Source organism: Thermodesulfovibrio thiophilus DSM 17215 (assembly GCF_000423865.1).
Taxonomy (GTDB): Bacteria; Nitrospirota; Thermodesulfovibrionia; order Thermodesulfovibrionales; family Thermodesulfovibrionaceae; genus Thermodesulfovibrio; species Thermodesulfovibrio thiophilus.
Genome location: NZ_AUIU01000016.1, coordinates 17,847 through 43,416, shown reverse-complemented (window position 1 = coordinate 43,416; position 25,570 = coordinate 17,847). Strand labels below are relative to the sequence as shown.

Here is a 25,570-nt window from a genome sequence, read left to right as displayed (position 1 = left end):
TCAGACAATTGTCTGTCTGATTAATATTTGGATTTAGGCGCTTTTTTGTCCATGTCACTTTCTTTTGCTTTTTTGACCACGCCATTCTTAATTTCTACCTTATCGCCAACCTTTAATCCTGCAGCATCCTTTACTTCAAATGATGCCTCATTGCCTTTCTCATCAATTACAGTTATTTTTTTGTCCTCAATCTTGGTAACGGTGCCTTTTACAGGGTTATCTGCTGCAAAACTAAGGCCTGCAACTGCGAAAGTAAATACAAGAACCATTAATGATGCGAGAATTTTCTTCATCTTCTTCACCTCCCTTCTTTCAAAGATTTACTAGCAACTCATTTATGATATTAAATAGAGCAAATGCCATGCCAACTTCGATAACTGTTTGATAATATTGATAAATTTAATCTATATAAGTGGTTTTTTGATAGTTGAACGGTTTTTATGTATGAATATTCATACAGTAAAATATCTTAAAATTCTGTTAATTCAATATTATTTCAGTGAAAATTCTACATTTTATAGGCATGTATGAAATTTCATACAATTTTTTATCCAATCAACAAATCTGATGTTATGAAGCTTCTGATACTGACTTCTCCAGTCACAAGTGGCTAGGATTTCTGCTAAACTATTGGTAATTTTGCAAAGGAATATTTAAAAATAGCCAGAATTCTAAACAGGGTAACAGTGAATAGTTTGTCTTAGTAAAGTATGAGCTTGATAGAGCCATTCTCAAATATGCTCAATTAAAAATTTGACAAATGGTTGCATTACAAATAGTTTCCTTTAACAGAAAATTTTTAATAATTACGATCCTGTGAGCTACCTCAGGCTAAAGCACTGAGGCTTCCTGTTTCAACGAGGAGTCTTGCCCTGACATGCGGAATACTGTTTAGGTATTCAAACATTGACAGAGTAGAGGACTCCTCTCCACAGGCTTTTCTCTCTGCGTATTGCAGAGCAGCTTCCCTACGCTCCGTAGGTAGCTGATTTAATCCCTCAAAAAGAATATTTCGAGCAGCATGAATATCTCTGTGTAGCAAATAACCACATTCGCAGGAATATAGATCACTACCCAGCGAAATTATGTTTATCCTACCACACCTGATGCACTTCTTCGTAGATGCAATTCCATACTTTTTGCAATATATCATTCATCCCAATACTAAAGTATTTGGGCTTTCTGATATGTTTTTTTGTAAAAATAAGAGGGGTCTTTTCAAAAGACCCCTCTTATAAAAGAGAAGAGGGTGGTGGGTTATTCTCTGGGTTTAATGATAAGGTTTGTCTTCACGGTCTTTACACCGTCTACTCCTCGGGCAATTTTTACCAGTCTGTCCGCAGCTTCTTTGCTTGGAACTGTTCCTGTGAGAGTAACATGTCCCTGAAAGGTGTCTACATTAATTTTGAGGTATTGAAGCTCTGAGTCTTCCATTATTTTCATATTTATCTCTGTTGTAATTGTAGAGTCGTCTATTGTTTGCCCGGCGGTCCTTCCTGTTAGGCTGTTACATCCTGAAATAAAAACTACGGTAATTATGAGAAAAACAACTACTTTTTTCATGATCTCCCTCCATCCTGATATTGATTTTTAAAATATCAGATGCAAAGTGTATGCCAAAAATATAGTTTTTATTAATTACCTGATAATAAAATCAATTTACTGATTGAGAATTCTGATTTTTAGAAATGGCTTTTGTAGTGAGATTCATACACCTGGGTATAAAAATCAACATAGTACTGTATTTGTTTGGCTAAAATGTAGATTATGATACAGCTAATTTTTAAAATCAGCAGGATTGATATTATATTTTTTAAGAAGGCTGTAAAAATCAGCCCGATATTTGCCTGCTAGCTCAGCTGCTCTGCTCACATTGCCTTTCGTATGAGCAAGCAGTTTGATAAGGTAGCTCCGTTCAAAGTCTTCCTTTGCTTCTTTCAGAGGTTTAAAGGATTCTACTGGCAAGTCCTTTGCTGGAAGAATGACATCTTCACTTATGTAATCATGTTTTGTTATGGCAACAGCATATTCAATTGCATTTCTCAGTTCCCTTACATTACCAGGCCAGTCATACATCATGAGTTTGTGCATAGCTTCTGTTGTGAAACCTTTTACATCTTTTTTCATAGTTTGAGTTATTTCCTGCAAAAAATGTTCTGCCATAAGGGGTATATCCTCTTTTCTTTCTCGTAATGGTGGAAGATGTATAGGTATGACATGAATTCTGTAAAATAAATCCTCACGAAAGGAACCGTTTTTGACCTCTTCTTCCAGATCCTTGTTGGTTGCCACGATGACCCTTACATCAACTTTAACAGGTTTTTTGCTGCCTATTGGATAGAACTCCCTATCCTGAAGCACTCTGAGCAGTTTAGCCTGAATTGAAAGTGGCATGTCTCCAATCTCATCAAGAAAGATTGTTCCTTCATGTGCATTTACAAATAAACCTCTTGAGTTTCTGATAGCACCTGTAAAAGCTCCTTTTTCATGACCGAACAGCTCACTTTCAAGCAAACTCTCTGGAATTGCAGCACAGTTAATGGCAATAAAGGGTTTGTTTTTTCTATTGCTGGCAAGGTGGATTGCTTTGGCAATCAGTTCTTTGCCAGTGCCGCTTTCTCCATGAATGTAGACGGTTGAATCTGTTTTTGCTATTAGGGATACCTGCTCAAGTATATCCTGCATTTTCTTACTTCTTGCTATGATGTTTGCAAAATCGTATTTTTCTTTTAAAAGATCTTCAAGTCTTTTTATTTCACTAGTCAGTTTTCTATTTTCAAATGCTCTTTTAATCTGAAAAAGCAGTTCCTTTGGATTGAATGGTTTTGTAAGATAGTTGAATGCTCCTTTCTCCATAGCCTCTACAGCACTTTCAATACTGCCATGCGCGGTGAGAATAATCACTGGCATATCAGGAGTTATTGAATGAAGTTCTTTCATGAGCGATATTCCATCCATTTTAGTGAGTCTTAGGTCAATGATGGATATATCAAATCTTTCTTTCCGGACAGCTTCTAAAGCATCATGTTCGTTTAATAAAGTGGTTACCTCATAGCCTGCTGATTCAAGTCTCATTTTTATCAGTTCCAATAGGTTACTATCGTCATCAACAACCAATATCTTTTCTGATGCCATGATTACTATTTTAAAAGCTCCTTCTTTTTTTCTTCTATCTCAATATCGACCTGATTGCTTCTTTTTATTGAATTATTCAACGCTTCAATCACTTTCTTTAGTCTATCATTTTCTTCCTGCAATGTTTTTAGAGAATTGTCTAACTCTTCCATTTGGTTTTTTAATGTATCATTTTCTTCCTGTAATGTTTTTATTGAGTTGTTCAATTCTTCAATTTTTCTGGTCATTGTTTCATTTTCTTCAAGTACATTGATCCATATTTTAGCCTGTTCTGCATATTGGCTTTGAGGAAAGACCTGCACGAGTCTTTTGAAGTAATCAATGGATTTCTGATAATTCCTTTCAGGATATCCGTAATGGACATAAATGAGCCCTGCATAAAAGAGGGCTTCATCTGCAGGCGGAACATTTCCACGCAGTGATATAACTTTTTCGTTTTCTTGCAGAGCACCTTCATAGTCTGCCTGATTATAAAGTTTCTTTGCCATGCTGAGATGTTCCTGACTCTGCATTGTTATTTTCATCTCTTTTAGAGTTGCGCAACAGGACAGAGATAGAAATATCAGGCTGGTAATACAAATATAAAAGTACTTCCATATCCTAATTTGCTTTCTGCCCAAACTTTACCTCCATGTGCATTTATTATATGTTTAACTATAGCCAGACCTAATCCGGTTCCTTCTATTTTACCGTAACTTCCGATGGTTGTTTGCTTGAATTTATCAAAAATTATTTCTAAATCTTTTTCCGGTATACCAGGACCTGTATCCCTCACTGATACCATTAATCCATGATCAACAGCTCTGGCGGATACTGTTATATGACCTCCATCTGGTGTGAATTTTATTGCGTTACCTATCAAATTTCTCATTACCCGAAGGATTCTCTCCTGATCAATCTTAACATATGGTAAATTCTGTGAGATATCAACTCTCAGAGTGATATTTTTAGCCATTGCCAGTGGTTCCAGCTCTTCAATAACGTCATTTATCAGCTGTGTGATATCTGATTCGGTAAAATAAAAAGTCATCATTCCACTTTCCATTTTGGATAGATCAAGCAGTGAATTGACCAGCTCAATCAAACGATTGCTTTCCTCGGATATGATGCTTAAAAGTTTTTTCTGTTTCTCACTAACTTCTCCTCCAATACCTTCTAACAGTAGATTGGTTCCTTCTTTAATAGATGCAAGAGGAGTGCGTAGCTCATGTGCCATTAATGAAAAAAAATCTGATTTCATCTTATCCATCTCTTTTAGTTTATTGCACATAAGATTAAATGACTCTGCCAGATCTTTTATTTCTGGAGGAGAGGAGATGTTCAAATTTTCATCAAAAGCTCCTCTTGAAATGTCTCGTGTTTTTTTCTTCATAATACTAAGAGGTCTGGTAATGCTTCTTGTTATAAAGGTTGATATAACTATCCCGAAAACCAATGAGCTGGTAATTATTATTATGGCTATTCTATGAGCTCTGGCTCCTGCTTGTTCCAGCTTTTTTATTTTTTCATAGGTATCCTGTTCAGTGTAAATTCTCAAATTTTTAAGCCCTTCCATTATTTCATTAACCAGCATATCTTTTTCCTGTTTGTAAATTTCCTGAGGATAACGTTTATTTGCTCTGATAAACTCTATCTCTTCATTAAATAGTGCCAGATATTGATTGTATGAATTTTTTATTTTAAAGAGTAAGTCTCTTTTACGTTGCGTGTCCACTATTGATATCACTTGCTGAAAATACTGATTGAAATCCTTTTCAGCAAGTGCAAAGTGGTCATAAAATGCGTTATTCTTTATGATGATATATTTTCTTTCATATTGAATCTGAGAGAGAAAAGAATCTGACATTTTTTTCCCATAGTCAATTATTAGATTGTCAGTATCTGTGATGGAGTGAGTAATATTGTTGAAATGATTTAACTGAAAAAGAGCATATACACTCACTATAATTACAGGAACAAACACAGCCATATAGCTCATAATAAGTCTATAAAATATGCTTAATCTCATTGACAGAATTTCTCCTTTATTATATAGCAAATGACGGAAATAATTTATGCTACATAACTCTAACTCAAGCTGAAGGTAATTGAAGCAGTGGTCTTTATATTTATATTTTTGAGATGAGGCTTATATGTCCAGTTAACTGTTATTTTTATAAATCATTTTCAATAATCACTTTTAGTGCTTTTTCTTTTGCGGCATTGCTGAAAGTATGATATGCTTTCATAATTTCGCTTAATTTAAAATAATGTGTTATAAGTTGCTGTGGCATGAGTTTCTTTGACTGCACAGTTCTCAATAAAACAGGTATGGTATAGGTATCAACCAGTCCGGTTGTAATTGTAACATTATGTCCCCAGAGTTTTTCCAGATGTAACTCGACACTTTTTCCATGCACGCCAACATTGGCAATGTGTCCCCCTGCTTTTACGATATGCTGACATAACTGAAAAGTGGCTGGAATACCAACAGCCTCAATAACAACATCAACACCACGACCTTCGGTGAGTTCCATAACTTTCTGAATAACTCTTTCATTGCCTGCGCTGCTGTCAATTGTCTGTGTGGCTCCGAATTTCTTTGATAATTCTAAACGATTGGCATCGATATCTATCATAATAATTTCAGCAGGAGTATAGAATTGTGCTGTTAACAGAGCAGCCATTCCCACAGGACCAGCTCCAACAATTGCTACAATATCACCGAGTCTTACCTGTCCATTCAATACTCCAACTTCGAATCCTGTTGGCAGAATATCGCTTAACATAACCAGCGCTTCTTCTTCCAGTCCATGAGGAATATGATGGAGGCTTGTATCAGCATAGGGAATTCGTACAAACTCTGCCTGCGTGCCATCAATGGTGTTACCCAAGATCCATCCACCATTTTCACAGTGAGAATACATCTGTTTCTTACAGCTTCTACATCTACCACAGGAAGTGATACAACTTATAAGAACATGATCTCCGTTTTTAAAGTTGGAAACCCCGCTTCCAACTTCATCAATTATACCAACACCTTCGTGCCCCAGTATACGTCCATCAACAACAGTTGGAACATCTCCTTTTAAGATGTGTAGATCTGTGCCACAAATGGTTGTTTTGCTTATCCTGACAATGGCATCTGTATTTTTCTGTATAACCGGTTTTGGTTTGTCTTCAAAAACAGGATTGTTCGGACCGTGATAAACTAATGCTTTCATGATAATTCCCCCCTTGATATTAACCAATTAAATACCTAAATAGGCTTCTTTTATTTTTGGATGTTCAATAAGTACTTTAGATTCCCCGGAAATGGTGATTTCGCCCACTTCCATAACATAGGCTCTATTGCTTATTTCTAAAGCCATATGAACATCCTGTTCAACAAGCAGGATACTTACCCCGGCGTCGTTGATCTGTTTTACTACATCAACAAGAGTCTGTACGATTGTAGGAGCAAGACCCAATGTAAATTCATCTATTAAAAGAAGTTCAGGATCATTCATGAGAGCTCTGCCAATTGCAAGCATTTGCTGCTCTCCTCCTGAAAGATCTCCGCCAAGATGATTTTTTCTTTCATAGAGTCTGGGGAAAATGGCAAAGATTTTTTCCATTCTCTGCTTTAATCCATCCCTTCTTTGATATGCACCGATTTCAAGGTTTTCCTTAACTGTCATACCTGAAAAAATTCTTCTTCTTTCAGGAGCAAGGCTTATTCCGAGTTTCACAATTTTTTCAGGAGCGAGATTTGCGATGTTTTTGTCCTTAAAAAATATTTCTCCAGACCACACTCTGATCCTGCCAGCAATACTTCTCATGAGAGTGCTTTTACCTGCTCCATTAGAACCAAGAAGTGCTACTATCTCTCCTTTGTTGATTGTTAGAGAAACATTCCTTAAAATCTGTAAATCTCCATATCCAGTGTTAATATTTTTAACATTTAATAGTACCATTTTATGCTATTCCTCTTTGTGCGAATTTGCTTCCAAGGTAAGCTTCTATTACCATTGAATTATTGCATACCTCGGCTGGTTTGCCTTCACAGATTAATCTCCCCAGATGAAGCACCACAACTCTGTCTGATATTCCCATTATAACTTTCATGACATGTTCTATTGCAATAATTGTAATACCTCGCTCTTTAAGAAGAACTATTTCTTTCATTATATCATCGAGTTCTCTTGGATTAAGTCCTGCCATTACCTCATCAAGAATGAGAAGTTCCGGATCCATTGCAAGTGCTCTTGCCAGTTCAAGTTTCTTCCTCTGAGCTATTGGAAGAATGCTTGGTTCTTTATCTTTTTCATTTATGAGTCCCACAATTTGCAATGCTTCCATTGCTATCTGTCGTGCCTCAGCATTATTTTTAGCCTGCTTTTTACCATAAAAAGCTCCAACCATGACATTTTCAAGCACTGTAAGACCACTGAATGGTTTCACAACCTGAAATGTTCTTGATATGCCCATTTTTGCTATTTCATAGGTTTTTTTGTTGTTTATTATCTCTCCCTTGTAAAGAATCTCCCCAGCTGTTATATCTGTTAGTTTACATATGAGATTCATTAACGTGGTTTTACCCGCACCATTTGGTCCGATCATTCCAAGTATTTCTCCCTTGTAAACTTTAAGGTTTACATCGTTTAATACTTCAACGCCACCGTATTTTTTTGCAAGATTTCTTGTTTCAAGGATAACCATCTTTTCGACCTCTTACAATCTATATTCTTTTAAATTAATAATAATTTTTCTCAAAGAAAAGCCACCTTTAAATGTTTCAAACAGCCCCTTTGGTATAAAAAGAACAATGAATACAATAAGTGCACCGAGTATCATGCCATGAATTTCTATAAACTTACTCCAGACAATCTCAGAAATTAGTTCAAGAATAAAAGCACCGATCATGGGACCTAGAACTGTTGTGGCTCCTCCAAGTAATATCATTGCAAACATTTTAACAGAGTAAGTGGTTTCAAATGCAGTATGAGGGTCTATATATGTTAACCAGTATGCATAAGCTCCACCTACTATGCCCACTAAAGCTGCGCTTAATGCCCATGCCAGAGTTTTATAAACAGTGGTGTTTATTCCCATTACTGAAGCCGCATCTTCATCAATTCTGATTGCTCTCAGAGCATATCCGAACTTTGATCTCCATATTATAAATGCGACAGCGATTGAAAAAAGCATTATTAACATGATGGTGTAATAAAAGAATTTGTAAATATAAGCTGGTTCTCCTTCCATGATTGGTAAAGTTAAACCCATCCCTCCACCTGTTATATCTGTCATGTTATCAACGATTTCTCGTATGGCTTCCATTACACCAATTGTGGCTATTGCAAAGTAGTGTCCTTTTAATCTTAAAAGAGGTATTCCCAGAAGTACAGCAATTATAAATCCAGATAGCGCGCAGAATGGCAGAGTGGCAAGAAAAGAAATTTCAAATTTTGTCATTAATACACCAGTTACATAAGCTCCCACACCAAAGAATGCTATATTTCCAAAAGCTGGATATCCTGTATATCCAATGATAATGTTACTTCCAGTGGCAATAGCTGCAAACATGAAAGTCTGAGTTAGCACCCTTAACCAGTAGCCTGATACGAAAAAAGGCAGGCAAAGCATTATGATAAGAAATATTCCAAAAAGAAGGATACTTTTTTTCATATCAATGTTTTACCTCCGCAAAATATTTCTTCCCGAGTAATCCAGTGGGCTTTATAACAAGAACCAGCACCATAATTCCAAGTGTAATCGCATTTTTATAGCTTTCTCCGATAAAATAGGAGCTTAATGTTTCAGCAATTCCAAGTAATATCCCGCCGATAAGGGCACCTTCGACTCTTCCAAGTCCTCCTAAAATGCTCACTGTGAATGCTCTTAATGTTAATGATCCTGCAATACTTGGTGAAAAAGCCTGAGTTAGTGGTAAAAGACTTCCTGCAACTCCTGCAATTCCTGAAGCAATAGCAAATGTTAAAGCATAGATTTTTGCAGGGCTTATTCCTACCATCATCGCAGCATCTAAATCAAGAGATGTTGCTTTTATCGCTTTTCCATGCCAGGTTTTATTTAAGAATAAACTTAAAAGAAATGTTACAAAGATGCATATTGCAAATACTGCAAGTCTTATATAGGGAATAACGATATCTCCTATTACAAAGCTTGTGCCTGCATATTCAGGTGTTATTGATCGAAAGTCAGCTGAAAAAAATGTTGTCATAAAGTTTACAAGAAATATCTCTATTCCAAAGGTAAGAATAAGAAGCATGAAAATCTGGGCTCTTACTACAAGATTTAAAAGAAACCTCTGCAAAATATAACCAAAAATAAAAAGACATAGAAAACTGAATGGCAGACTTAAAAATGGGTCAATTCCATACTCCTGAAATAAAAAAAAGGTAATATATGCACCCAGAAGAGCCATTGCTCCATGTGCGAGATTGATAATGTTGGTTACTCCCCATATAAGCGAAAAACCCACACCAATAACAGCGTAAAATCCACCAAGAAGCAGTCCATTTATGAGAATTTGCACAATTATCATTTTCACCTCACGCTAAAAATTAAAATAAAAAGCCCAGGAAAACTCCTGGGCTCACAACTTATCTCCATGCTGGTTTTGGATAAACCGGCTTGGTTTCAGCAACATTGTCAGGATACACGGTTCTCTGTGTTCCTTTGAGGATCTGAATAACTGGCATGCCTTTTCCTACTACTTTACCGGTTGAATCAAATCTTATTTTGCCAAACAGGGTTTCTTCATTAAAGCTTAAAAGTGCCTGACGTATTTTATTTATATCGGTAAAACTGCCTGCTTTTTCAATTGCTCTCTGGAAAATTATGGCAGCTGTTGTTCCTCCTGCAGCATGATAGTTTGGTTCTACACGGAATTTTGATTTAAAGGCTTTGACAAAGTTTGCATTTGATCCAAAAACAGGGTCTTTATATTTTAAAGGTGGTGTCCACTGGGCAGACCCAAACACGTATTCTGCATCACCTTTGAGAGCTGTTACAAAATCAGGAAGAGTTGGTCCAACTGAAAAGGCTATTGCTTTTGGATTAAGTTTATAATCTTTGCTCTGTTTCACTATTACAACTGTATCCTGAAAATGTCCGCATCCAATGAGAATATCAGGATTTTTTGCTTTAATTTCAACTATTACTGTTGAGAGATCCTGTGTTCCCTTTGGATAGTCTTTGTAATAAACAACTTTATAACCATATTTCTGAGCTGATGCTTTTGCTCCCTGGGCTACCTGTGTTGAGAAGATGTCATTTGAATAAACAATTGCTACAGTATTTGGTTTTGGAGTTTTATTCTGTAACATTTTTAGAGTATCATCCATATATTCGGTTGCTACTGTATAGACTCCAAAAAGATTTTTGAATCCTCTTGTATAAAGCTTGTCAGCTCCAGCTCCTCCCTGAACCATCAATGCTCCATATTTTTCAGCAATGGCAGAGGTTGAAAAAACAGATTCACTTCCATAAGGACCTAAAATAAGTTTGATACCATCCTCAGTGATTAGTTTTTCTACAAGTTTTGCTGCTCTGTTTGGATCGCTTTCATCATCGTAGTATTTGATATCAACTTTATAGTATTTATTGCCAATCTTGATTCCACCTTTTTTGTTTACGGTTTCTTTCCATAGTTCATATCCCATTTTTACAAGATTGCCTTCCTTTGCGAGTTTACCGGTAAGAGATATTGCAGCACCAAATTTTATTACATCTGCTGCAAACAACGGCGCTGCCAAAAGACATATCAGGCTTAAAATTACAATCATAAATCCCAATCGTTTCATTTTGCCCCTCCTGTTTTAAAGTTTTTAATGATAATATTAGAATTTTTTAAAAAAGTCAACATTTATCTTGCCAGTTTTAGTTTTTTGGCTTTTTCAGATACAGCATGAGATACTGCCTGAGCAACCTTCTTGTTGAATATGCTTGGAATTATGTAATCTTCATTGAGTTCTTCATCTTTTATTATGTTTGCGATTGCATTAGCCGCAGCGAAGAAGATTTCTTTATCCACTCCTTTAGCTCTCACTTCAAGCAAGCCTTTAAACAGACCGGGAAATGCAAGAACATTATTTATTTGATTTGGATAGTCAGACCTTCCTGTTGCCATAATTCTTACTAAAGGCATTGCAATCTCGGGTGCTACTTCAGGGTCTGGATTTGCAAGGGCAAATACAACTCTGTCTTTTGCCATTTTTTTTATGTCCTCTGGTTTTAAAATATTGGGTGCGGATACTCCTATAAATACATCTGCACCTTCTATAGCATCGGACAGTTTACCTTTAATTTTACGGGGATTTGTTTTTCTGGCAAGTTCTTCTTTATGAGGGTCCATATCATCTGCTCTTCCTTCATATAAAATTCCAGCTCTATCGCATATAATGATATCATTCACTCCATAGTCAAGAAGCATGTATGCTATTGCTGTTCCTGCTGCGCCAGAACCGGCTATTACAATTTTGAACTCTTTTATATCTCTTTTAAAGACTCTTCCAACATTAATCAACGCAGCCAGTGTAACTATTGCTGTTCCATGCTGGTCATCGTGGATAACAGGAATGTCAAGCTCCTGTCTGAGCTTCTGTTCAACTTCAAAACAGCGGGGAGCTGCAATGTCTTCAAGATTGATTCCACCAAAAGGAGTTGAGATTTTTTTTACTATACTTACAATTTCATCAACATCTGTTGTTCTCAAAGCGATTGGGAAGGCATCAACTCCGCCAAATTCCTTGAATAACATGCATTTACCTTCCATAACTGGCATGGCAGCATCCGGTCCTATGTTTCCAAGTCCCAGAACTGCTGTTCCATCAGTGATAACCGCAACTGTATTACCTTTTATTGTGTATCGATAAACATGCTCTTTATTTTTGTTAATGTCAAGGCAGACGCGAGCCACACCAGGAGTGTAAACCCGTGAGAGGTCCTCCCTTACTTTTACTATTACCTTATTATATATACCAATTTTCCCTCCTTCGTGGACCAGAAATGTACGATCCATGACTCTTAGTATTTTAATTCCTTCAATATTTTTAAGAGCTTTAATGATTTTCTTTTCGTGTTCTGCATCTCTTGCATTTACTGTTATATCTCTGATTATTTTTCCTTTTTCTACTTTTACAATATCTATTGATCCCAGATCTCCGCCTGCTCCACTTATGGCAGATGCTATTTTCGCAAACATGCCAATTCTATTTTCAATCTCAACCCGTACTATTAGACTGTAACTCGGACTTGGCACATAGCCCATATTGACCTCCTTAAATTGTTTTTAAGTATAATAATTGCAGCATAAAAAATAGATTAATTGAGGCTTTTAAGGGATTTTTTGTCTTCTGGATTAAATACTCACTGAACTGCTTCGGATTATGAAAACCGGAAAAATCTATGAAAATGATAATATGATTTTCTGCTTTGGAGTCACTCATGAAACTATTAGTAGAATGAGTGAAAATCATGGTGTCATGTATGTGCAGACACGCTGTGGACAAATTAAATATCTCCTCTATCTTGACATTGTGCTATAAATTATACAAAATAAATTACTTTTTGCAAAGAGTCTGTTATGGAGGAAAAAATTAATGGAGATTAACAAGCACTACTTTGACACTGTGATTATTGGTTCAGGCCTTGCAGGTCTTAGAGCATCGATTGAATGTGTTAAACACGGTACAGTTGCTGTGCTAAGCAAACTTTATCCAACCCGTTCTCATTCCACTGCGGCTCAGGGAGGAATTGGTGCGGCTCTTGGCAATGAGGAGCCTGACAATCCAGAGTGGCATACATATGATACTGTAAAGGGAAGTGATTTTCTTGGTGATCAGGATGCAATTGAGATAATGTGTTATGATGCCATTCCTACAATTATAGAGCTTGAACACATGGGTGTTCCATTTTCAAGAACTCCTGAGGGCAAAATCGCTCAGAGAAGATTTGGTGGACACACAAGGGATTTTGGTGCTGCACCTGTAAGGCGTGCCTGTTATTCAGCAGACAGAACCGGGCATGCAGTGCTTTTTGCATTATATGAACAGGGACAGCTCAATGGGGTTAGGTTCTTTCAGGAGTTTCAGGTTCTTGACATTGTAATTGAAAACAATGCTGTTCAGGGAATTATCACAATGAATATAAAAAATGGCTCAATTCATGTGTTTGAATCAAAAGCATTAATTATAGCAAGTGGAGGGTTTGGAAAGATATTTAAAGTAACATCGAATGCCTATGCAAGTACCGGTGAGTGTTTGAGCATGCTTTTTAAGCAGGGATATCCTCTTGAAGATATGGAGTTTTTCCAGTTTCATCCAACCGGACTTTATGGACTTGGGATACTGATTACTGAAGGAGCAAGGGGAGAAGGTGGAATATTGATTAATGGAAATGGTGAGAGATTTATGGAACGTTATGCACCAACAATAAAAGACCTTGCGCCAAGAGATATGGTATCACGTGCCATATTGACTGAAATAAGAGAGGGCAGGGGAATTGATGGTAAAGACTATGTCTATCTTGATTTAAGACATATTGATAAGAAAATTCTTGAGGAAAGGCTTCCTGAGATAACAACATTCTGTAAGATTTACTTGGGCATTGATCCTTCTAAAGCACCAATTCCTGTTGTTCCAACTGCTCATTATGCAATGGGTGGAATTCCAACTGATGTTGATGGAAGAGTTTTAAAGGATGTTGATGGATCTGTTATTGAAGGACTTTATGCTGCTGGTGAGTGTGCCTGTGTCTCCGTTCACGGTGCCAATCGTCTTGGATGTAACTCTCTTCTTGATACAGTGGTTTTCGGTAGAAGAGCTGGAAAGTCTGCTATAAGTATAATTAAATCAGCTAAGAAAAACAGAGTGAAAAAGGAAAGAATACAGAATATCATTGATTGCATAAGTATGATAAAGAACAGCAATGGACGAGAGAATGTTGCATCAATCAAACAGGATTTACAGAAAAATATGATGGATAAATGTTCTGTATTTAGAAAAGAGGAAGATTTAAAAGAGCTACTTGATGAGATAAATGATATTAAGGAAAGATATAAAGAAATCTCAATCACAGACAGATCAAATACATTCAATACTGAATTACTGGATGCTGTTGAGCTTGGACATATGATTACACTTTCAGAAGTTATTGTTTCCTGTGCCTTACAGAGAACAGAAAGCAGAGGAGCTCACTGCAGAGAGGATTATCCAAAAAGAGATGATGAAAACTGGCTCAAGCATACTTTTGTATTTCAGACTGAAAAAGGTATTTTATTTAAATACAAACCTGTTAACATAACAAGATTTCAACCACAGGAGAGGAAATACTGATGGAAAAATACTACACATTTAAGATTAAAAGGTTTTTACCGGATGAAACTCCTTCTGTAAGATGGGATGAATTCAGAATCAGACTTAACAGAATGGAAAGAATTATTGATGGACTGATAAAAATTAAAGAGACAAGAGATGGAACTCTCACTTTTCGAAAATCCTGCGCTCATGGTGTATGCGGTTCCTGTGCAATGAAAATCAACGGCAAAAACAGGCTTGCCTGCCAGACTCTTGTTAAGGATATGCCAGAGGTGATTGAAATTGAGCCATTGCCAGCTCTGCCTGTTATAAAGGATCTGGTTGTTGATATGACACTGTTTTTTGAAAAAAATGACAGAGTTTTACCTTATTTAATCAATGATGAACCTCCTCCTGAAAGGGAAAGGTTACAGAGCCCTGATGATCAACACAAGATTCTTGAATCAATAACCTGTATTATGTGCGGTAGTTGCACCACTTCATGTCCTGTTTTCTGGGCGGACAAAGAATATCTCGGACCTTCAGCCCTTCTTAAAGCATATAGATTTACATTTGATACACGTGACAGGGCAACACAACAGAGGCTCGAAAAAATAACTGGAGAACACGGGGTATGGAGATGTCATTCTATTTTTAACTGTGTTGATGTCTGCCCAAAGGAGATAGATATTACAAAGCACATACTCAAATTGAAAAGACTGGCTGTTAAAAAAGGGTTTACAGGAGGTGAACAATGAGGTATAAATGGAGCATTAACTCTTTAGCATGGCTTTTTCACAGGATTACCGGTATTGTATTGAGTTTTTACATCATTGCTCACATTTATGTTTTAAGCCATCTTAAAGACCCTGAGTCATATAACAGGTTAATGGGTATGATGAAAAATCCGATTGTTAAAATCGGTGAGCTAGGTCTTTTTGCAGTTGTTTTAATTCATGTATTTGCCGGTCTTCGAGTAACATTTCTTGAAGCTGGAATTTCAACAAAATATCAGAAGCATATGGCATATACAGGAGCTGTTTTTATAGCTCTGGTATGGTTTATAGGTGCGGTTTACTTTTTAAAGGAGGTGTTCTAGTGGGACGTACTTTTGCCTGGCTTTTTCATAGATTAACAGGTATTATACTTGTAGTAGGTTTGCTCTATCACTTCCATTTAATGCATTTTATGGGACATGACAACTACTCATACGAAGCTGTAATGAAGAGACTGGCTGATCCTGCGTGGAAAACTTTTAATATTGTATTTTTATTTTCAGCTCTTTATCATGGTTTTTACGGATTAAATGGCATTATCACTGAATATATAAAGAGTAATTTTTTGAAAAATAGTTTAAATGTGCTGGTGTTTATTCTACCTTTAGTGCTTGCATTTTTTGGTGTAAAGATTGTATTTTTTTAAAAACCAAAGGAGAAATTAAATGCCTCTAACTTATAGCTGGAAAGGTAGAACACAGGAAGGCAATCTTGTAACAGGTGAAACAGAGGCAGAAAATGAATTAGAGCTTCTTTTAGCATTGAGAAACAGCGGGATAATTCCTCGATATGTAAAAGAGAAGGAAGAAAGGAAAATTTTCACTTTCGGGAAGGTCTCGCAGAAAGATATTTTATTTTTTACACGTCAGTTTGCAACTCTTTTTGCAGCAGGTGTTCCTGTAGTACAGGCTTTTGATGCGTTAATAGATCAGATTAAAAATAAATCTTTCAAAAAAGTTCTTATTCAGATGAGAAATGATATAGAAAAAGGTTCGTCACTTGCTGAGTCAATGAAAAGACATCCAAAAGTTTTCAATTCTCTTTTTATTAATATGGTCAGAGCAGGTGAAGAAGGTGGAATTCTGGAGAAAGTTCTTCAGAGAATGGCTGATTATTTTGAAAAGATGATTAAACTTAAAAGAAAAATTATAGGTGCAATGATTTATCCCTCGTTGATCATTGCTGTGGCTGTTTTGGTGGTTTCTATAATAATGATATTTGTTATTCCAACATTTGCAAAGTTGTTTGGTGAAATGGGGATAGATCTTCCACTGCCCACGAGGATTACAATTGCTGTGAGTAATTTTATGGCTAAATCAGCAGTTTTCATCTTAGCTGGAATTATAGGATTCTTTGTTTTTATAAAATTTTTACGAAAGTCTGAAAGGGGAAAAAAGATTATAGATGGTGTTCTTCTTAAAGCTCCGCTTCTTGGCGTAGTTTTGCTCAAAGCTTCTCTTTCAAGATTTGCAAGAACACTTGGAACTCTTTTGAGTAGCGGAGTTCCGATACTTTCAAGTATGGAGATAAGTGCCAGAGCTTCAGCCAATAAAATTATAGAAGATGTTGTTTTAGAGATGAAAGAAGATGTAACCGCTGGTAAATCTCTGACCGAGGTTTTAAAGACCAATCCTGAAATTTTTCCACCAATTTTTGTTCAGATGGTCAGTGTTGGAGAATCCACAGGGGCAACTGATGAGATGCTTAACAAAGTAGCAGATTTCTATGATGAGGAAGTTGACAATGCTGTTGCCAATCTTATGAGTATGCTTGAACCAGCATTGATAATATTTCTCGGTGTTACAATTGGATTTATAGTGCTCTCACTGTATCTGCCAATCTTCAGGCTTGGTGAGGTTGTTGGTAGAGGTTGATAAGAGCTTTATTTAATCTTTCGATATCCTCTTCAGTATGGCCTGCACTTATGGAGATTCTTATTCTTGGAGTTCTGACTGTTGGAGGTTTGATCACAGGTGCATAAATACCTGAGTTATTAAGAATGTTTGATGCTCTCATTGCATCTTCTATATTTTCAAAAAGAATTGGAATAATAGGAGTCTGTGTATCTGTTGTGCTAAGTTTGAGTGTTTTTATAGTATTCATGACTCTTTGAGTGTTTTCCCACAGTTTTTTTATCAATGTTTTATCTTCCATTATAATTTTCAGTGAAGCATATGAAGATGCAACCACGCTTGATGGTAAAGCAGTTGAAAATATAAAGCCTCTTGCAGAATTTATAAACCAGTTTATCAGGATATCAGTGCCGCAGACAAACGCACCAAAACAACCAACTGCTTTTGACAGTGTGCCCATCTGAATTACAAAATTATCAGCAGATAATCCAAAGTGCTTCAATGTACCATGACCTTCTCCAAGAATACCTGTTCCATGTGCATCATCAATATAAAGTAGAGCTTCCTCAGATTTGCAGAGTTCATAAATTTCTCTAATAGGAGCAATATCTCCATCCATGCTGAAAACAGTATCTGTTATGATAATTTTTTTACCATTACATGGAGTGTCTTTAATAAGCCTGATAAGATGTTGTAAATCTTTATGTCTGTAGATAAGTTTTTTTGCTCTGCTTAGCCTGCATCCATCTATTATGCTTGCATGATTAAGTTCATCACTTAAAATTAAATCATCTTCATCTGCAATAGCTGGAATTAAACAACTATTTGCTGTATAACCGGAGTTTAAAACTAAAGAAGCCTCTGAATCCTTAAACTTGCAGATAAGTTTTTCCAGCTCTTTATGAATCAGTGTCCCACCACTTAAAAGACGCGCAGCTCCGGAACCGGCACCGAAGAGTTCAATTGCTTTCTGAGCGGATTTCTTGACCAGTGGATGCTTGCTCAACCCGAGATAGTCATTGGATGCAAAATTTATATAACTTCTGCCTTTGATGGTGATCTTCATACCTTCCGCAGTTTCCATATCAATAATTGAACGATAAAGTTGTTGATCTTTTAGTTGTTGTAATTTTTTTTCAATAATTTCAAAAAATTTTTCAAACATAAAAAATACCCCTTGACAAAAATCTCACCTTCGTATAATATTGGTGGTAAATGGTGGTAGAAAGTGGAAAACAAATATGATATCTTTCATAGGGAAATATTACCATAATCTTGATCAAAAAGGAAGAGTGATGATGCCAGCCTCTCTAAGAGAGGTTCTGTCTGGTAGATATCCATCAGGGAAGCTTTATCTTACAAATGCTCCATTTGACAGAGCATTGCATCTTTATCCTTTTGAAGAATGGGTAAAGCTTGAAGACAAAATAAGAGAACTGCCGAAGTCTGATGAGGCAGTTATGTATTTTTTGCGAAGAGTTATAGCGTCAGCTGTTCCTTTAGAACTTGATAAACAGGGAAGAATACTCATTCCTTATGAACACAGACAGGATGCTGGTATTAACTCAGAGGTTGTTATTGTTGGCCAGATTGAAAGAATTGAAATATGGGATAAGGCTACATGGGATAGCATAACAGACCCAACAAAAGTCGATATAAAGAGGATTCAGGATGGTCTTGCTAAGTATGGATTGTAAAAAGATACATATTCCTGTGATGGTAAGAGAGGTGATTGAACTCCTTAGTCCTGAAGTGGACGGAGTCTATGTTGATGCCACAGTGGGTTGCGGAGGACATTCAGTTGAGATACTTAAGCAATCCGGTTTTGCTGGAAGATTAATCGGAATTGATAGAGATGAGTCCGCCATAAAGAGTTCTGCTGAGGTTCTCATTGATTCGAGGGTAATTTTAAGGAAGGCGAGATTCTCTGAGTTAAAAGATGTGCTTTCAGAGTTAAATATTGAACAGATTGATGGAATTATTTTTGATCTAGGTGTTTCAATGCTTCAGTTGAAGGATCTGTCAAGAGGATTCAGTTTCCATTCAGAAAGCATGCTTGATATGAGAATGGACCAGACAACATCTCTTACAGCATGGGATGTTGTAAATAAGTATCCTGAAAATAAGCTTGAACAAATTTTCAGAGACTATGGCGATGAACCATTTGCAAGGAGAATCGCAAGAGAAATTGTAAGGCAGAGGAGCAGAAAGCCAATTGATAGTTGTAAGGAGCTATCAGAACTCATAAAAAGGATTATTTCAAGAAGAGGAAGGCTTCATCCAGCAACCAGAATTTTTCAGGCAATAAGAATAGAAATAAACAGAGAAATTGATGAACTCAAAGAAGGATTAAGACAGACAGTTGAATTATTAAAATCAGGTGGAAGAATCTGTGTAATCTCCTACCATTCAGGAGAGGACAGAGTTGTGAAAAATTTTTTCAGAGATGAGGAAAAAAAAGGCAGACTGAAAATTCTTACTAAAAAACCTATTCTACCTTCTATTGATGAAATTACCAGAAACCCGTCAGCAAGAAGTGCGAGATTTAGGGGAGGTGAAAAGTTATGAATACTTCAGTTAAAAAAAATTCTTACATTATGCATGTTGTATTAATAATTTTAAGTCTGTGCACTATTTTTTCTATTTTATGGATCAGGTCAAATGTAATCTCGCTGGAGTACCGATTAAGTAATCTCGAGGATAAAAAAAAGGAGATATTGAGAGAAAGGAGAATGTTGCTTGCTGAAAAATCATCTTTAACTTCTTTTGTAAGGCTTGATAATGTTGAAGGACATTTACTTGTATTTCCTGATAGAACAAAGGTTGTTTATATATATGGAAATCCTGAAAATGTAGTGAAAGTAGTGAACTTTAATAAGAAGAATTGAAATGCAAAAAAGACTAATTTTACTGAAAATAGTATTTTTAGTCTGTTTTGTATCCATTATTTTTCGTCTTGGCTTGATAATGTTTGTTGAACATGAGGCTTATTTTTCCAAAGCAAAACTCCAACAGGTAAAGAAGCAAGAAATTATACCTAAAAGAGGCAATATATATGACAGAACTGGAAGAGAGCTGGCAGTTTCTTTAGAAAAAGAATCCCTGTTCATTGATCCAGCATCTGTAAAGTCAGATGAAACAATAAGTGTTTTAAAACATTATATAAAAGTTGATACTGACCATATTATAAATCAAGCAGAAAAGAATAAAAGATTTTTATGGCTTGAAAGAAAAGTGGATCATTCTGTTGTTGAAAAAATTAAAGCATTGAAGATAGATGGTGTGGGGTTTGTTACAGAAGGAGCAAGATTTTATCCAAAGGGTTTTCTTGCTTCCCATATTCTGGGTTTTGTCAATGTGGATGAGCATGGTATGGAGGGCCTGGAAAGATACTATGATAGGTATCTTAAGGCAGAGAAGTCTTCAAAATCAGTCTTAACAGATGCAAGAGGCAAAAAGCTATCTGATGGAGATTTAAGAGATGTGAAAGGGAATAATATTTTTGTCACAATTGATGAAGGCTTACAGTATATTGTTGAAAAATATCTTGATGAAGCAATAAAAAAATGGCATGCTTCTTCAGGAACTGTAATTATGATGGATCCATTTACAGGAGAGATTCTTGCTTTAGCTAACAGGCCAACCTATGATCCCAACAGTTTAAAATCAATAAAAGATATTGGTATAATAAGAAATCGTGCAATAACTGATCTATATGAGCCTGGTTCAACCTTTAAAATAGTTACAGCAACTGCGGCTTTAGAGGAAGGGATTGTCAAACCATCGACTACATTTGATTGTTCTCAGGGATATATTGAGGTTGGAGGTAAAAGAGTAAAGGATGCTCATAAACAAGGAGTTCTTACTTTTGAAGAGGTTATTCAAAAATCTTCCAATGTGGGTACAATAAAAATAGCAATGATGCTTGGTAAGGAAAAACTCTATCACTATATTAAAAAATTTGAGTTCGGTGAAAAAACCGGAATAGACCTTCCTGGAGAAATATCGGGTTATGTAAGACCGACTCAGAAATGGTCAGGAACATCAATAGGTGCAATTCCTATTGGACAGGAGGTGGCAGTTACAGCCATTCAGATTCTGAGAGCTTATTCCACGATTGCAAATGGTGGTTATCTTGTAAAACCATTTGTTGTATCCGAGATTCACTCTCCAGAAGGTAATATTCTGTATAAAGCTGTCATACACAGAGAAAGAGTGGTTTCGGAAAAAACAGCAAGGATAATGAGAGAAGTGCTGAAAAAGGTTACAGAAGATGGAGGAACAGCCACTGCTGCAAAACTTGATGGCAATAATGTAGCAGGTAAGACAGGCACCGCACAGAAGTATAATCCTAAAACAGGCAGATACTCAAAGGACAGTTATGTTAGCTCATTTGTAGGATTTATACCAGCGGATAATCCCCGTATTGCGATGATAGTTGTAATTCATGATCCAAAAGGTATTCATTATGGAGGAGTTGTTGCAGCACCTGTATTCAAGGCTATTTCAGATGAAGCCCTTGCCTATCTTAATGTGCCAAGAGATGATGCGAAGGAAAAAGGCCTTGTTGTTACTTTTAATAATGAAATAAGCAGAAATGTTACAATGGCACGAAAATGATTTTAAAAGAACTTTTACGGAATGATTTTAATGTTAAAGGAGATACAGACAGAGATATCTCATATATAAGCTATAATTCCAAAGATATAAAAGCATCAACTCTTTTTATAGCAATCTCAGGCCACAAAGTTGACGGACACCTTTTTATTGAAGAAGCGATAAAAAATGGAGCAAAAGCCGTTGTTTATGAGCTGGACAGATTTACTCCTGCCGATGATGCGGATACTACCTGGATAGGAGTTAACAACAGCAGGGATGCTCTTGCATGGATGAGTTCAAGATTTTTTAAAAATCCTTCTGAAAGACTTAAAATGATCGGTATAACAGGTACAAACGGTAAGACAACAACATCATATCTAATCAGGGGAATTCTGAAAAAATATGGCAAAAAAACAGGAGTTATTGGAACAATCAAATATCTGATTGATGATGAGGAGAGAGCTTCTATTCATACAACTCCAGAAGCTTTGCAGTTTCAGGAGCTCCTTTCTGAGATGGTAAATAAAGGAATAGAATATGTAATTTCAGAGGTTTCTTCTCATGCACTTGCTTTAAAGAGAGTTGATTATACCAGATTTGATATTGCTGTATTTACCAATCTTTCGAGGGATCATCTTGATTTTCATAAAGATATGGATGACTATTTCATAACAAAAAAGAGACTTTTTACTGAGTTGCTGAAAAGTGATGGCATTGCAATTATTAATATAGACGATGTTTACGGAGTAAAGCTTGCCGAGCAACTAAAGAGCAGGAAGATTCTTTATTCAATTGAGAATTCAGATGCGGATATTTATGCAAAAAATTACAGATTAAAATTTAAAGAGACAGAGATAGATATTGTGATTGAGAAAAAACATGAGTTATCTATCAAAACATCATTGTTGGGAATCCCTAACATTTATAATGTGCTTTCTGCAACAGCTACAGCAATTGCCCTGAATATTCCACTTGATATTGTTCAGTCTGCATTTTCCGAGATTGAGACTCCAGCTGGAAGATTTGAGAAAGTTGACGAGGGTCAGGATTTTCTCGTGTTTGTGGACTATGCTCATACTCCTGATGCACTTGAAAGACTGCTTACCAGTATAAAAAGATTTAAAGAACAGGTATCAAAAGATGGCAGAATAATTACAGTTTTTGGTTGCGGAGGTAACAGAGACAGAGGCAAAAGGCCTGTAATGGGAAGAATTGCTACAGAACTCAGCGATATAGCTATTATTACATCAGATAATCCAAGATGGGAAGAACCGATAGAGATAATTAGGGAAATAGAAAGCGGGATTTCAAAGGACAACTATATGATTGTGCCGGATAGATCAATGAGTTTATCGATTGGAACAAAAATGTGTAGAACAGGAGATATTCTTGTGGTTGCAGGTAAGGGTCATGAAGACTATCAGGAGATACAGGGTAAGAGATACCCATTCAGTGATAGAGAAGTTTTAAAAGAAACCTTAAAGTCATTAAGGAGATAAACTTTGTTCAGTCTTGATGATTTAATACAGGCAACACATGGAAGGCTCCTGTCAATGGGAAAAGAAATTTTCAGAGAAGCTTCAATTGACACAAGAACAATAGGTGAGAATGATTTGTTTTTTGCCCTGAAGGGTTCAAAAACAGACGGTCATGAATTTTTAGCTGAAGCTTTTACAAAAGCTTCTGGAGCAGTCATTTCAAGAGGACAGAGCATAGATTTTCATAATAAAACTGTTGTGCTTGTCAAAGACACTCTTAACGCATTACAGCAACTTGGAGGATACTTAAGAAAACAGTTTAAGGGTAAGGTTATCGCAGTTATAGGAAGCAATGGCAAAACAACAACAAAGGAATTAATTTGTCAGTTTTTATCAAAAAAATACAGAGTTCTTAAGACTGAAGGGAATTTAAATAACAATATCGGAGTTCCTCTGTGTATTAGTAGAGTTGAAGCTAATACTGAAATAATGGTTCTTGAACTGGGGACAAATAAACCGGGAGATATCAGGGAATTGTGTGAAATAGTTTATCCAGATTGTGCGGTGATTACAAATATTGGTTATGAACACATTGAAGGATTTGGTTCAATTAAAGGAGTAAGAGATGGAGAGCTTGAGATCCTTCCGTATGTTAAGACAGTTTTTACAAATGGTGATGATGAGTTTCTCATGGATGGACTTAAAGGCTGGAAAGGACAGATCTTAACATTTGGACTTGGCAGAGAATGTGATTTCAGAGCTGACAATATAAATTTTTATGATGACCATGCCCAGTTTGAATTTTATACTGATACTGCGAGTTTTCCATTGAAAACTCATTTAACCGGCATACACAACATTTATAACATAACAGCAGCCACAGCAGTTGCTACTTTTTTGGGGATATCTAAATGCATTATCACGCAGGTTACAGAAGTTTTCACTCCTGTAAAAATGCGCGGAGAGATAATAAAAATAAATGGATTGGAAATATTTCTTGATGCATACAATGCCAATCCTTCTTCAATGAAGCTTGCATTAGAGGAACTTGCAAGAAGAAAAAGAGAGCGAAAAACAGTTGCTGTTTTAGGTGATATGATGGAGCTTGGTTCATTTACACAAAAAGCCCATGAAGAAGTTGGCAGACTGATTAAAAAGCTTGGAATAGATATTTTTATAGGAGTGGGAACGTTTATAAAAGATGCTTTAAGATATGTTAATGGATATGTTTTTGATGATGCTGTTCAGGCAGGAGAATTTTTAAAAAGACAGCTCAATGGTTCTGAAGTTGTTTTAATTAAAGGTTCAAGAGCTATGCAAATGGAGCGGATTGTTGAAGTATTGAAGGAGGATGTTCTTTAATGCTATATGAGATTCTTTATAGATTGAGCGATCAGATTTCTATATTAAATGTCTTTCGCTATATTACTTTCAGAACGGTTTTAGCTATACTGACTGCTTTTTTTTTCACATTTATCATTGCTCCTGCATGCATAAGATGGCTTAAAAAATTAAGCCTTACTCAATATATAAGAGATGATGGACCCAAAACACATTTAAAAAAAGAGGGCACTCCCACAATGGGAGGCATAATTATAATTGCTTCTGTTTTGGTTTCTGTATTATTATGGGGAAACCTGAAAAATCATTATATATGGGTTATGATTATAAGTTTTTTAGGCTTTGGTTTTATTGGATTCATTGATGACTATCTTAAAGTTACAAGACATAATTATAGAGGAATGCCTGGTAGATATAAGTTGCTTGCGCAGCTTTTACTTGCTTTTTCAGTGACTTTATTTTTGTATTTTAACCCGAAGGATCCTTACACAACTGTTTTAAATATTCCTTTTTTCAAACAATGGCTAATTGATCTGGGGATATTTTATCTTCCATTTGCTGTTTTTGTTATTGTAGGTGCTTCAAATGCTGTAAATCTTACAGATGGAATGGATGGACTTGCAGCAGGATTGGTGGGAATTGCATCTATTGTGAATGCTGTTCTTCTTTATATCTCAGGACATGCTGTTTTTGCAAAATATCTTTATGTTCTTTATATTCCAGGAACAGGCGAACTTGCTGTTTTCTGCGGAGCGATGCTTGGTGCATGTCTTGGTTTTCTCTGGTATAATTCCTATCCTGCAGATGTTTTTATGGGTGATGTCGGATCACTCAGTCTTGGAGGAGCCCTTGGAAGTCTGGCAGTTATTACAAAACATGAGATTGTTCTAGCTCTGGTTGGAGGTATATTTGTTGTGGAGGCTCTTTCTGTTATTCTTCAAGTGGGGTATTTTAAATTAACCAATGGAAAGAGAATTTTTAGAATGGCGCCTCTTCATCATCATTTTGAGTTAAAAAAATGGCCAGAACCAAAGGTTATTACCAGATTCTGGATAATAGGAATTATACTTGCACTTTTAAGTCTTTTGACATTAAAACTGAGGTGA

The 25,570-nt window shown here is 36.2% G+C and carries 26 protein-coding genes; 12 read left to right on the top strand and 14 right to left on the bottom strand.

From position 1 onward, the window contains the following. Window positions 1-20: 20 nt before the first annotated feature. The 13 genes from extJ to G581_RS0107750 all read right to left on the bottom strand — a co-directional run bounded on the left by extJ (window position 21) and on the right by G581_RS0107750 (window position 12,391). A complete protein-coding gene (extJ, locus tag G581_RS0107810) occupies window positions 21-293 on the bottom strand; it encodes a selenite/tellurite reduction operon protein ExtJ (protein WP_028845349.1) in 273 nt (90 codons plus the stop codon). A 533-nt stretch (window positions 294-826) separates the two neighbouring features. Further along, on the bottom strand, window positions 827-1,153 hold the full coding sequence (locus G581_RS12455) for a zinc ribbon domain-containing protein (RefSeq protein ID WP_083962666.1): 327 nt from the start codon (window positions 1,151-1,153) through the stop codon (window positions 827-829). 104 nt (window positions 1,154-1,257) lie between these two features. Continuing rightward, a complete protein-coding gene (locus G581_RS0107800; RefSeq protein ID WP_038065554.1) occupies window positions 1,258-1,563 on the bottom strand; it encodes a BON domain-containing protein in 306 nt (101 codons plus the stop codon). 213 nt (window positions 1,564-1,776) lie between these two features. Further along, a complete protein-coding gene (locus G581_RS0107795) occupies window positions 1,777-3,135 on the bottom strand; it encodes a sigma-54-dependent transcriptional regulator (RefSeq protein ID WP_028845346.1) in 1,359 nt (452 codons plus the stop codon). Between the two features lie 5 nt (window positions 3,136-3,140). Next, window positions 3,141-3,647, bottom strand: a complete 507-nt coding sequence (gene bamD, locus G581_RS0107790; RefSeq protein WP_028845345.1) for an outer membrane protein assembly factor BamD — start codon at window positions 3,645-3,647, stop codon at window positions 3,141-3,143. Between the two features lie 50 nt (window positions 3,648-3,697). Next, window positions 3,698-5,143 carry a sensor histidine kinase gene (locus G581_RS11705; RefSeq protein WP_051179062.1) on the bottom strand — a complete coding sequence of 482 codons (1,446 nt, stop codon included), beginning with the start codon at window positions 5,141-5,143 and terminating at the stop codon, window positions 3,698-3,700. A 145-nt stretch (window positions 5,144-5,288) separates the two neighbouring features. Then, window positions 5,289-6,338 (bottom strand): zinc-dependent alcohol dehydrogenase family protein, encoded by a 1,050-nt coding sequence (locus tag G581_RS0107780; RefSeq protein WP_028845344.1) that lies wholly within the window; start codon window positions 6,336-6,338, stop codon window positions 5,289-5,291. 27 nt (window positions 6,339-6,365) lie between these two features. Beyond that, entirely contained in the window at window positions 6,366-7,070 is a 705-nt protein-coding gene (locus G581_RS0107775) for an ABC transporter ATP-binding protein (protein ID WP_028845343.1), read from the bottom strand. Window position 7,071: 1 nt separating this feature from the next. Next, window positions 7,072-7,815, bottom strand: a complete 744-nt coding sequence (locus tag G581_RS0107770) for an ABC transporter ATP-binding protein (protein ID WP_028845342.1) — start codon at window positions 7,813-7,815, stop codon at window positions 7,072-7,074. Between the two features lie 12 nt (window positions 7,816-7,827). Beyond that, window positions 7,828-8,784, bottom strand: coding sequence for a branched-chain amino acid ABC transporter permease (locus G581_RS11035; RefSeq protein WP_051179059.1), 957 nt, complete (start codon window positions 8,782-8,784; stop codon window positions 7,828-7,830). 1 nt (window position 8,785) lies between these two features. After that, window positions 8,786-9,664, bottom strand: a complete 879-nt coding sequence (locus tag G581_RS0107760; protein ID WP_028845341.1) for a branched-chain amino acid ABC transporter permease — start codon at window positions 9,662-9,664, stop codon at window positions 8,786-8,788. Between the two features lie 58 nt (window positions 9,665-9,722). After that, complete coding sequence (locus G581_RS0107755) at window positions 9,723-10,925, bottom strand: amino acid ABC transporter substrate-binding protein (RefSeq protein ID WP_028845340.1); 1,203 nt, start codon at window positions 10,923-10,925, stop codon at window positions 9,723-9,725. Window positions 10,926-10,987: 62 nt separating this feature from the next. Further along, entirely contained in the window at window positions 10,988-12,391 is a 1,404-nt protein-coding gene (locus tag G581_RS0107750) for an NAD-dependent malic enzyme (RefSeq protein WP_028845339.1), read from the bottom strand. Window positions 12,392-12,722: 331 nt separating this feature from the next. Here G581_RS0107750 and sdhA point away from each other — a divergent pair, with 331 nt between their 5' ends. The 5 genes from sdhA to G581_RS0107725 are packed head-to-tail and all read left to right on the top strand — an operon-like array spanning window position 12,723 to window position 17,067. Beyond that, complete coding sequence (sdhA, locus tag G581_RS0107745) at window positions 12,723-14,456, top strand: succinate dehydrogenase flavoprotein subunit (protein WP_028845338.1); 1,734 nt, start codon at window positions 12,723-12,725, stop codon at window positions 14,454-14,456. Next, window positions 14,456-15,175, top strand: a complete 720-nt coding sequence (locus G581_RS0107740; RefSeq protein WP_028845337.1) for a succinate dehydrogenase iron-sulfur subunit — start codon at window positions 14,456-14,458, stop codon at window positions 15,173-15,175. The genes sdhA and G581_RS0107740 overlap by 1 nt, the downstream gene beginning before the upstream one ends. Beyond that, a complete protein-coding gene (gene sdhC / locus G581_RS11030) occupies window positions 15,172-15,516 on the top strand; it encodes a succinate dehydrogenase, cytochrome b556 subunit (protein WP_051179057.1) in 345 nt (114 codons plus the stop codon). The genes G581_RS0107740 and sdhC overlap by 4 nt, the downstream gene beginning before the upstream one ends. After that, a complete protein-coding gene (gene sdhD, locus G581_RS0107730) occupies window positions 15,516-15,839 on the top strand; it encodes a succinate dehydrogenase, hydrophobic membrane anchor protein (RefSeq protein ID WP_028845336.1) in 324 nt (107 codons plus the stop codon). Before sdhC ends, sdhD begins: the two co-directional genes overlap by 1 nt. 19 nt (window positions 15,840-15,858) lie before the next feature. Beyond that, window positions 15,859-17,067, top strand: coding sequence for a type II secretion system F family protein (locus G581_RS0107725; RefSeq protein WP_028845335.1), 1,209 nt, complete (start codon window positions 15,859-15,861; stop codon window positions 17,065-17,067). Here G581_RS0107725 and bioF read toward each other — a convergent pair. Next, window positions 17,036-18,211: an 8-amino-7-oxononanoate synthase gene (bioF, locus tag G581_RS0107720; protein WP_028845334.1), complete on the bottom strand. Its 1,176-nt coding sequence runs from the start codon at window positions 18,209-18,211 to the stop codon at window positions 17,036-17,038. The two genes, G581_RS0107725 and bioF, sit on opposite strands and share 32 nt — an antisense overlap. 76 nt (window positions 18,212-18,287) lie before the next feature. Here bioF and mraZ point away from each other — a divergent pair, with 76 nt between their 5' ends. Genes mraZ through mraY form a run of 7 tightly spaced genes read left to right on the top strand, consistent with a single transcriptional unit; the run spans window position 18,288 to window position 25,570 of the window. Continuing rightward, entirely contained in the window at window positions 18,288-18,743 is a 456-nt protein-coding gene (mraZ, locus tag G581_RS0107715) for a division/cell wall cluster transcriptional repressor MraZ (protein ID WP_028845333.1), read from the top strand. Further along, window positions 18,733-19,614, top strand: a complete 882-nt coding sequence (rsmH, locus tag G581_RS0107710) for a 16S rRNA (cytosine(1402)-N(4))-methyltransferase RsmH (RefSeq protein ID WP_028845332.1) — start codon at window positions 18,733-18,735, stop codon at window positions 19,612-19,614. The genes mraZ and rsmH overlap by 11 nt, the downstream gene beginning before the upstream one ends. Then, window positions 19,611-19,934, top strand: coding sequence for a hypothetical protein (locus G581_RS0107705; protein WP_028845331.1), 324 nt, complete (start codon window positions 19,611-19,613; stop codon window positions 19,932-19,934). Before rsmH ends, G581_RS0107705 begins: the two co-directional genes overlap by 4 nt. A gap of 1 nt (window position 19,935) precedes the next feature. After that, window positions 19,936-21,666, top strand: a complete 1,731-nt coding sequence (locus G581_RS11025; RefSeq protein ID WP_051179055.1) for a peptidoglycan D,D-transpeptidase FtsI family protein — start codon at window positions 19,936-19,938, stop codon at window positions 21,664-21,666. Further along, window positions 21,663-23,144 (top strand): UDP-N-acetylmuramoyl-L-alanyl-D-glutamate--2,6-diaminopimelate ligase, encoded by a 1,482-nt coding sequence (locus G581_RS0107695; protein ID WP_028845330.1) that lies wholly within the window; start codon window positions 21,663-21,665, stop codon window positions 23,142-23,144. Before G581_RS11025 ends, G581_RS0107695 begins: the two co-directional genes overlap by 4 nt. A 3-nt stretch (window positions 23,145-23,147) precedes the next feature. Next, on the top strand, window positions 23,148-24,485 hold the full coding sequence (locus tag G581_RS0107690) for a UDP-N-acetylmuramoyl-tripeptide--D-alanyl-D-alanine ligase (protein ID WP_028845329.1): 1,338 nt from the start codon (window positions 23,148-23,150) through the stop codon (window positions 24,483-24,485). After that, complete coding sequence (gene mraY / locus G581_RS0107685) at window positions 24,485-25,570, top strand: phospho-N-acetylmuramoyl-pentapeptide-transferase (RefSeq protein WP_028845328.1); 1,086 nt, start codon at window positions 24,485-24,487, stop codon at window positions 25,568-25,570. Before G581_RS0107690 ends, mraY begins: the two co-directional genes overlap by 1 nt.

Bases quoted from the DNA above. Each gene is read 5' to 3' on its own strand.
- extJ (WP_028845349.1), bottom strand. From the start codon at position 293: ATGAAGAAAATTCTCGCATCATTAATGGTTCTTGTATTTACTTTCGCA.
- G581_RS12455 (WP_083962666.1), bottom strand. From the start codon at position 1,153: ATGATATATTGCAAAAAGTATGGAATTGCATCTACGAAGAAGTGCATC.
- G581_RS0107800 (WP_038065554.1), bottom strand. From the start codon at position 1,563: ATGAAAAAAGTAGTTGTTTTTCTCATAATTACCGTAGTTTTTATTTCA.
- G581_RS0107795 (WP_028845346.1), bottom strand. From the start codon at position 3,135: ATGGCATCAGAAAAGATATTGGTTGTTGATGACGATAGTAACCTATTG.
- bamD (WP_028845345.1), bottom strand. From the start codon at position 3,647: ATGCAGAGTCAGGAACATCTCAGCATGGCAAAGAAACTTTATAATCAG.
- G581_RS11705 (WP_051179062.1), bottom strand. From the start codon at position 5,143: ATGAGATTAAGCATATTTTATAGACTTATTATGAGCTATATGGCTGTG.
- G581_RS0107780 (WP_028845344.1), bottom strand. From the start codon at position 6,338: ATGAAAGCATTAGTTTATCACGGTCCGAACAATCCTGTTTTTGAAGAC.
- G581_RS0107775 (WP_028845343.1), bottom strand. From the start codon at position 7,070: ATGGTACTATTAAATGTTAAAAATATTAACACTGGATATGGAGATTTA.
- G581_RS0107770 (WP_028845342.1), bottom strand. From the start codon at position 7,815: ATGGTTATCCTTGAAACAAGAAATCTTGCAAAAAAATACGGTGGCGTT.
- G581_RS11035 (WP_051179059.1), bottom strand. From the start codon at position 8,784: ATGAAAAAAAGTATCCTTCTTTTTGGAATATTTCTTATCATAATGCTT.
- G581_RS0107760 (WP_028845341.1), bottom strand. From the start codon at position 9,664: ATGATAATTGTGCAAATTCTCATAAATGGACTGCTTCTTGGTGGATTT.
- G581_RS0107755 (WP_028845340.1), bottom strand. From the start codon at position 10,925: ATGAAACGATTGGGATTTATGATTGTAATTTTAAGCCTGATATGTCTT.
- G581_RS0107750 (WP_028845339.1), bottom strand. From the start codon at position 12,391: ATGGGCTATGTGCCAAGTCCGAGTTACAGTCTAATAGTACGGGTTGAG.
- sdhA (WP_028845338.1), top strand. From the start codon at position 12,723: ATGGAGATTAACAAGCACTACTTTGACACTGTGATTATTGGTTCAGGC.
- G581_RS0107740 (WP_028845337.1), top strand. From the start codon at position 14,456: ATGGAAAAATACTACACATTTAAGATTAAAAGGTTTTTACCGGATGAA.
- sdhC (WP_051179057.1), top strand. From the start codon at position 15,172: ATGAGGTATAAATGGAGCATTAACTCTTTAGCATGGCTTTTTCACAGG.
- G581_RS0107725 (WP_028845335.1), top strand. From the start codon at position 15,859: ATGCCTCTAACTTATAGCTGGAAAGGTAGAACACAGGAAGGCAATCTT.
- bioF (WP_028845334.1), bottom strand. From the start codon at position 18,211: ATGTTTGAAAAATTTTTTGAAATTATTGAAAAAAAATTACAACAACTA.
- mraZ (WP_028845333.1), top strand. From the start codon at position 18,288: ATGATATCTTTCATAGGGAAATATTACCATAATCTTGATCAAAAAGGA.
- rsmH (WP_028845332.1), top strand. From the start codon at position 18,733: ATGGATTGTAAAAAGATACATATTCCTGTGATGGTAAGAGAGGTGATT.
- G581_RS0107705 (WP_028845331.1), top strand. From the start codon at position 19,611: ATGAATACTTCAGTTAAAAAAAATTCTTACATTATGCATGTTGTATTA.
- G581_RS11025 (WP_051179055.1), top strand. From the start codon at position 19,936: ATGCAAAAAAGACTAATTTTACTGAAAATAGTATTTTTAGTCTGTTTT.
- G581_RS0107695 (WP_028845330.1), top strand. From the start codon at position 21,663: ATGATTTTAAAAGAACTTTTACGGAATGATTTTAATGTTAAAGGAGAT.
- mraY (WP_028845328.1), top strand. From the start codon at position 24,485: ATGCTATATGAGATTCTTTATAGATTGAGCGATCAGATTTCTATATTA.